The organism is Endozoicomonas ascidiicola, assembly GCF_001646945.1.
Lineage (GTDB): Bacteria > Pseudomonadota > Gammaproteobacteria > Pseudomonadales > Endozoicomonadaceae > Endozoicomonas > Endozoicomonas ascidiicola.
On record NZ_LUTV01000003.1, the window covers coordinates 723027 to 729707 of the forward strand.

Below are 6681 nucleotides of genomic sequence, written 5' to 3' on the forward strand. Positions count from 1 at the left end.
TGATAACGCTGTGATAAAAGATAGGTCAACAGGAAGTTGATTTTGACAACAACATAATAATAAAAAGAATTGATGAGTTAGGAGAGTTAGATGGGAGCGCTTACTTTACCTTGTTCTTCTGTCGTTGATGTACTTCATAATCAGTCGGCAGTACTTCAGCAGTGGTTTTCTCATGAGCCACAACAGGTTAACGGTCTACTTATTCGAAAATCGGAGTGTTGGTTAGAGCCGGTTGAGTTTGTCTCAGCTAACCATGACCAAGCATTCAATAGCGCACGTTTCCATCTGATGGTGCTGAGTAAACGTGATATCTGGCGCATTCAACTTGATCTGATTTTCTATTGTGATTCTTATACAAAGGAAGATGGCTCTAACGCGGGTCCAGGCTTGCAGTTTGCTGTTCTGGACGACAATGGTGACAGAGTTGTGATTGATCATTTTGCTACCAGTCAACTTCAGCCGGATCAGGCAATGCCTGCGGAGCAGTTCTGCCTCTATTGGTTTTCGCGATTATTTAAAAGCCCATGCATCAACCGAATTTTTGCTTACAAAGAGTACGAAGCAGAAATAGACTAGAAGAGCTATGGTCATAAGCTGGGCTTTTGTTTTTCCAGTAACACCTGCGAGAAGGTTTGCAGGACTGGCAATACAATGGCCCAGATAACAGCTAGCACTAACAAAGTCTGCCAAGCCGGTTGGGCAAGTGAAACATCAGTGAGTTTTGAACCTGCCAGATAACTGAGTGGCCCTCCAACAAAGCCCAGTAATGCACCTATCCATCGATGAGTACGTGACCAATCAAGGCTGTGCCTAAGGGTTGTGCTAAAGAGTAACCAGAGGCAGGCAAGCCAGAGCGGAAGTATACGGCTTGTGTCATTTGATGGATTTTGAAATTGCAGAATATTCAGGTTGCCTAAAAAACTATCCACGGCACAACCGAGCAGGAAAGTGACTGCCAGTAATTGTTTTTCATTTTGCCAATTGCCTACCCATCGAAAGTGGATAATCAGAATGATGATGGTGGCTATCCATGCAATCTGGTTGCCACCGAGCACACAGGAAAACCATCCGAACTGGAACAGCAGGAAGTTGATCAGTAATTTAACGTTATCATTCTGCATTTTGAGATAATTATTCGACAATTTTCATTGAGTACGTAATAACTTTGGTTTTGGATTAGGGACAGCCGGTGATGGAGTACCATTCACTGATGCTATCCACCTCATCCTCCGAGAGCATTTTAGCTATGTTTGCCATAGGTAGGTGGCTGGTGCGGGAACCATTCCGATAGTCATTCAGTTGTTTGACCATGTACACCTTTTTCTGGCATGCCAGATTTGGATTAAACGGAGCTGTGCCTATACCTTGTGGACCATGGCAGCCAGCACAGAGTTGAATGGCTTTTGCTTTTGCTGCGGTCAGGTGGGATGGTGTTGCCATGGTCGATGTTTGATCGGAACATGCTGAGATGAGTAAGGATAGCAATACGGCCAGCCCTACCCGAGGGTATAAGAACGTCATGATGTGTTGCCTGCTTATGTTTATTCGTGGCAGATGCTGTATGGACTTCCCATACAGCATATAGCATCAATCAGTTTAATGCTTTTCCGTCATCGGTAAGCCTTAACCAGGCGTGGGAATACCAGTAATACACTTTGCCGCTGTTAGAGGGAGCAGTGCAGTTGTAGCGGGAACGCCCAGCGGGCAGTGGTGATTTCGCCTGTGTTTTAAATTGGGTTTTCTCGTCGTCAAGCCAAATGACTTCCAGCTCACCCTGCCCAGTGGCATAACACTTCACCTGTTTTTTCTGATAATCACCAGCAGCAAGTGTGAGCTTGAGTTCAGGCTTAAGATTCTCCTTTGTAATGATGGAGGACTCTGGCGTTTGAACGGTCACGGGTAGCGCCTTACTTTTAACCTTGATCCCGAAATCATTCACGCCATAAATGCCAGCCATGGGAAAACGTGGCAAGCGAGTGAAATCGGAATAAATACTGGCAGCACCAGATTGTTGGCCAAAACCAACATAACCAAGGTCGTCTAACAAACCCCGCAGTTCAGGCGTGGTTTCTCCGAACGTCCACGCAAACATCTTAACGCTCTGACCGGTTTTTTCTTTGATTCGAGTTTCGGTGGCTTCCAAATCTTTCTGGAACCTTGTCAGCCATTGTTGCTTGGTTTCACCGGGCAGTTTCTCAACACTGTGGCCATGCTCCAGAGTGTGGTTGGCAATGGTGGCGCCAGCATTGGCCATCTCGTTGATCTGACCCCAGCTCAGAAATTTTTTATAGCGTTTATCCACTGGCACGGTGGCGGTAAACAGCGTGAAGGGATAGTTGTACTTCTTCAGGATGGGGAAGGCATTCTCATAGATATTCAGGTAAGCATCATCAAATGTGATGGTCACCGTTTTTTCCGGAATGTCCTGTTTGTTACGCAAAGCAGTTACGGCTTCCGACAGCGAGATCACATTGAAACCATTGTCGTGCAGGTAGCCCATGTGCTTTCTGAATGTCTCAGGAGTAACACTGGTGACTTTTGGTGTTTTATCACTGACGTGATGGTATTGCAGAATCACAATAGATTCTGATGCCATGGCACTTGATGCAGCCATGATCAAAAAGCTGGTAAGAGATAAAAGAAACTGGCGGCACGGACGGAGTGCCTGATGTGATAGCGAACTCAAATTCACAGGATATCCTTAGGATCGGTTGTCTGGATTTTATCGTTATCTAGAGATTATCTTCTATCGTGCCAACTACGTGTGAAATTGGCAAAAAAAAGCCGCCATTTTGAAGGACGAATGTCGAATGGCGGCGGTTAAATTTCAATAGCGAACATATTCAATTATAAAAGGCGATTGCTGATTCGCCTTTAGACAATAGTTTAAGGCGGGTAAAAACCCTTTTTTTATCAATGTCTTGGCCAGTTTTGGTACATTAAAAGGTTTGTTTCTCCGAGTTCTTCAGTTCCCGAATCAGCCCTTCTTGAGTGGTGGATGCCACCAGTTCTCCGGCTTGATTAAAAATCTGTCCTCTCACCAGTGCTCTGGCGCCATGAGCCGTGGTGCTCTCGACACAATGCAACAACCACTCATCCATGCGGAAGGGGCGGTGGAACCACATGGCATGATCCAAGCTGGCGATTTGAATCGGCTTTTGGAATCCTGCGCCGCCGTGTGGATAAAGGCTGGCAGAGAGAAACTGAAAATCGGAAGCGTAGGCCAGAAGGTATTTGTGGAGACCGGAGTTATCCGGCAGCTGTCCGTTAGCACGAATCCAGATTTTATGGTTGGGTGCACGACCATTATCCGCCATTGGATCTAACGGATCGGCAAATCTTATCTCGATAGGCTTGGCAGTGCTCAGATGCTTTTTCATGCCTGCCGGAATCAGATCGATGTATTTTTCGCCAAGCTCGGTTTCGCTCATCGCTTCTTCGGGAGCGATAACGTCCGGCATTTTGTCCTGATGCTCGTAGCCAGGTTCGTCAATATGGAAAGAGGCGGAGAGGTTGAAAATGGGCTTGCCATTTTGCACCGCAACAACCCGGCGGGTGGTGAAACTTCTGCCGTCCCGAATGCAGTCGACGGTATAAACAATGGGCTTACTGCTGTCGCCTTCCCGCAGGAAGTAACTGTGAAAGGAGTGAACATGACGAGCCGGATCAACGGTTTGACGTGCTGCAGACAGTGCCTGACCAATAACCTGCCCACCAAACACCCGTCCCCAGCCTGGATCCTGACTTTGCCCGCGGAAAATATTGTTTTCGATGGGCTCAAGTGATAACTGGTTGATCAGTTCTTCCAGTACTTCGTTCATCCTGTTTCTCTCAAACGGTAAGGGTTTTTACGTGTGTGAATGGCGAATCTGACTGTACCACAGAGAAGGTTCAATTAACTGTCCTTTGTCGTCAATTTCAGGATAGTTGAGACCTCGTTCATCGCAATACCGGGTCAGCTCCGGATAGCCCCAGCGGAACAGTGTCTTACGGCAGGTGTCATCATCCAATCTTCGAGTGTTATACAGCCCTTTCTCCATTCGTTGCCGCTGGGCTTCTACAAGAATAATGGCAGCAGCGACAGACACATTAAAGGAGGACACATGACCCACCATAGGAATAATCATGTGTTGATCGGCCAGTGCTGCTGCCTCAGGGCTTACGCCGTCTTTTTCTGCACCAAGAACAATGGCGCAGGGTTGAGTAAAATCAATGTGGTAATAAGGTATGCTGTAAGGGGAAAAATGCGCGGTGAAGAGTTTGAAACCTCGATTTTTTAATGCGGTAGCACTCTCTTCAAAAGAGCGATGATCCTGCAGGTTTACCCATCGATGGCTGCCCATGGATTTTCTTCGATACAAACGATTGCTGCGTTTGGGCTGTGTCGTGTGAATCTCGTGAATGCCCACAGCATCGCAGGTGCGGATAATGGCTGAGATGTTATGAGGCTTGTGAACCTGATCCATCAATACGGTCAGGTCGGGCTGTCGTTTATCCAGTACTTCGCAAAATTTACGATAACGTTCCGGTGTCATGTTTTTTTCAGGTAGGCTATGGCGCTTGATTTCAAAAATGGGCGCTGTGTTTTTATTAGAATTTTCTGAGAATATTCAGAATAACAGCTCTCCGGAGGAAGTAATACATTGGATCACAGCTATCTGGACACCCTGCACCTCTGGTTGCAGAGCAATATCATTTGGGTTGGACCTGTCATCGCGCTGGTGGCTTGCCTGGAATCTTTGGCAGTTGTTGGCATTGTTCTGCCGGGTGTTGCCATGTTGTTTGCTCTTGGCGCTATTGCAGGCGCAGCTGAACTGAGCATTTTTCCCATTCTCGCATGGGCATTTGCCGGGGCTGTGATAGGTGATGGGTTGAGCTTTCTCCTGGGTTATCACTATCACGAAAACTTACGTCGTGTATGGCCTTTCAAAAGCCATCCTCAATGGATAGCGCGTGGGGACGGCTTTTTTGAACAATATGGTGTATTAAGTGTGGTGATTGGACGTTTTGTTGGCCCGATTCGGCCGATTATTCCTGCAGTAGCGGGAATGATGAATATGCGACCAGTGTATTTCTTTCCGGTTAACTTTCTTTCTGCTGTTGGTTGGGCTCCGGTCTATCTTTTGCCCGGATATTTCACCGGTGCAGCGCTGCAAGTGCATGATCAAATACCAGACCAGTTGATTAAGATTTTTGTCACAGTGATTGCCGTATCGGTACTGCTACCAGTCATTGCTCATTATCTGGGTAAGTTATTACGGCTATCGTTATCTTTTTATCTGATACTCAGTCTTGTGCTGTGTATTTTTATCATTTCGTCCAATGTTGCAGGTTATTTTGATCTATTAAACAGACTGTTCTTTGTATGGCTTGCTCCGCTCTATCAGCCTTGGGTTGTTAAGGCGATGGAATGGTTGACATTGATGGGGAGTATCCCATTTCTGGCCATTTTGATTATTGGTGCCTGGTTGTGGCAGTACCGATTCGAAAAGACGTTACAGATAATGCCTGTTATTGCAGGCAGTGTTTTCATGGCAGTTTCTGTCTGGGGCATTAAATATCTGGTAGATAGCTCTCGGCCTGTTATGGCAATGAGCCTGGATCCATACTCTTTCCCATCAGGACACACTACGGCCACGACTTTTGTGGTTACCTGGATAGTGGGGACTTTAGCGATACATAAACCTTTAAAGTGGCAATGGATAATATCGTCTTTAGGGCTGTTCACTATGTTCATGGAAGGCCTATCGAGACTGTTTCTACATGTCCATTGGATTGGCGATGTTATTGCCGGGATTTCAATAGGGCTGTTCTGGGCTTTAACAACCATTCTGTGGCAAAAAATGAAAGAAAACGCCTAACCCGGATATTTCATAAATGCTGCTAAGCCAGAAGAAGTGATGTTTTTTTGAACAAACAAATCCTTGCAGAGCATAGCAACAAACTCTTCTGCCTTTCGGTCATGCTTAACTGCACCTTTTTACCGCTATAAAATAATCGATTTTCCGAGTATTTGGCATGACGAACCCTCAGCTTGTTTTGCTGATTCAATTTCGTGCCTTTTATTCAAAGTGTTGTGTCTGTTACCCCGGTTTGGGGAACGGCAGGGCAGTAAACGTTTCTGTAATTCGCTGCAGTACCTCTTTCATTGGGTTACTGCTGGGCAGGTGTAACTTCACACGATCTTTGTACTCCACCACCTTAACAGCAATTTTGAACAATTTGGCAATCACTGTTGAAGGCTGTGCCTTCTCTAACTCAGTACCCTTCAATGCAATGGCTCTCATTTCATAATGCAAAACATAGGCAGCGCATGCGTAATACATGCGTAACGCATTCGCCCGAAAACTCATATCCGATGTTCGATCGCACGACAGGTCATTTTTCAGATGTTTGATGTAGTTTTCATCCTGTCCCCTCGGACAATAAAACTGTTCATAAATGCACTGTGCTGAAGCGTTTGTTATGGATGTCACCACGAAACGAGGGTTGTCACCCATCTGATTGACTTCAGCTTTATAGATGACACGTGTATTCAGTCCTTTCCAACTCTTTGCCTGATAGTTTGCCTCACCATATATACGAACACGGTAAGGTATTGCCAAATCATTCGATCGTGCGTTAGCCGTGCGTTCCTGCAGGCAGCGACGAGCTTCAGCCATGCTCTCATCCGATTGAGGC

8 protein-coding genes are annotated in these 6681 nt (G+C 46.1%); 2 read left to right on the top strand and 6 right to left on the bottom strand.

The window, feature by feature from the left end; all coding sequences use genetic code 11:
• The first annotated feature begins 90 nt into the window (after window positions 1–90).
• Window positions 91–576 (top strand): hypothetical protein, encoded by a 486-nt coding sequence (locus AKL11_RS10600; RefSeq protein ID WP_067517140.1) that lies wholly within the window; start codon window positions 91–93, stop codon window positions 574–576.
• A gap of 11 nt (window positions 577–587) precedes the next feature.
• Here AKL11_RS10600 and AKL11_RS10605 read toward each other — a convergent pair whose 3' ends face one another.
• The 5 genes from AKL11_RS10605 to trmH all read right to left on the bottom strand — a co-directional run bounded on the left by AKL11_RS10605 (window position 588) and on the right by trmH (window position 4535).
• Entirely contained in the window at window positions 588–1121 is a 534-nt protein-coding gene (locus AKL11_RS10605) for a DUF2878 domain-containing protein (RefSeq protein ID WP_067517142.1), read from the bottom strand.
• 55 nt (window positions 1122–1176) lie between these two features.
• The gene (locus AKL11_RS10610) at window positions 1177–1521 is read right to left on the bottom strand and encodes a c-type cytochrome (protein WP_067517144.1); all 345 of its coding nucleotides are present in this window, start codon (window positions 1519–1521) and stop codon (window positions 1177–1179) included.
• A gap of 70 nt (window positions 1522–1591) precedes the next feature.
• Window positions 1592–2614, bottom strand: a complete 1023-nt coding sequence (locus tag AKL11_RS10615; protein ID WP_067517146.1) for a polysaccharide deacetylase family protein — start codon at window positions 2612–2614, stop codon at window positions 1592–1594.
• Window positions 2615–2939: 325 nt separating this feature from the next.
• On the bottom strand, window positions 2940–3821 hold the full coding sequence (gene tesB / locus AKL11_RS10620; protein ID WP_067517148.1) for an acyl-CoA thioesterase II: 882 nt from the start codon (window positions 3819–3821) through the stop codon (window positions 2940–2942).
• 27 nt (window positions 3822–3848) lie between these two features.
• Window positions 3849–4535 (bottom strand): tRNA (guanosine(18)-2'-O)-methyltransferase TrmH, encoded by a 687-nt coding sequence (gene trmH, locus AKL11_RS10625; protein WP_067517150.1) that lies wholly within the window; start codon window positions 4533–4535, stop codon window positions 3849–3851.
• A 108-nt stretch (window positions 4536–4643) separates the two neighbouring features.
• Here trmH and AKL11_RS10630 point away from each other — a divergent pair, with 108 nt between their 5' ends.
• A complete protein-coding gene (locus tag AKL11_RS10630) occupies window positions 4644–5861 on the top strand; it encodes a VTT domain-containing protein (RefSeq protein WP_067517151.1) in 1218 nt (405 codons plus the stop codon).
• 222 nt (window positions 5862–6083) lie between these two features.
• On the opposite strand, the gene AKL11_RS10635 is transcribed toward AKL11_RS10630, so the two are convergent.
• Window positions 6084–6681 (bottom strand): transposase (locus AKL11_RS10635; protein WP_216636790.1); only part of this gene is annotated, 598 nt, incomplete at its 5' end.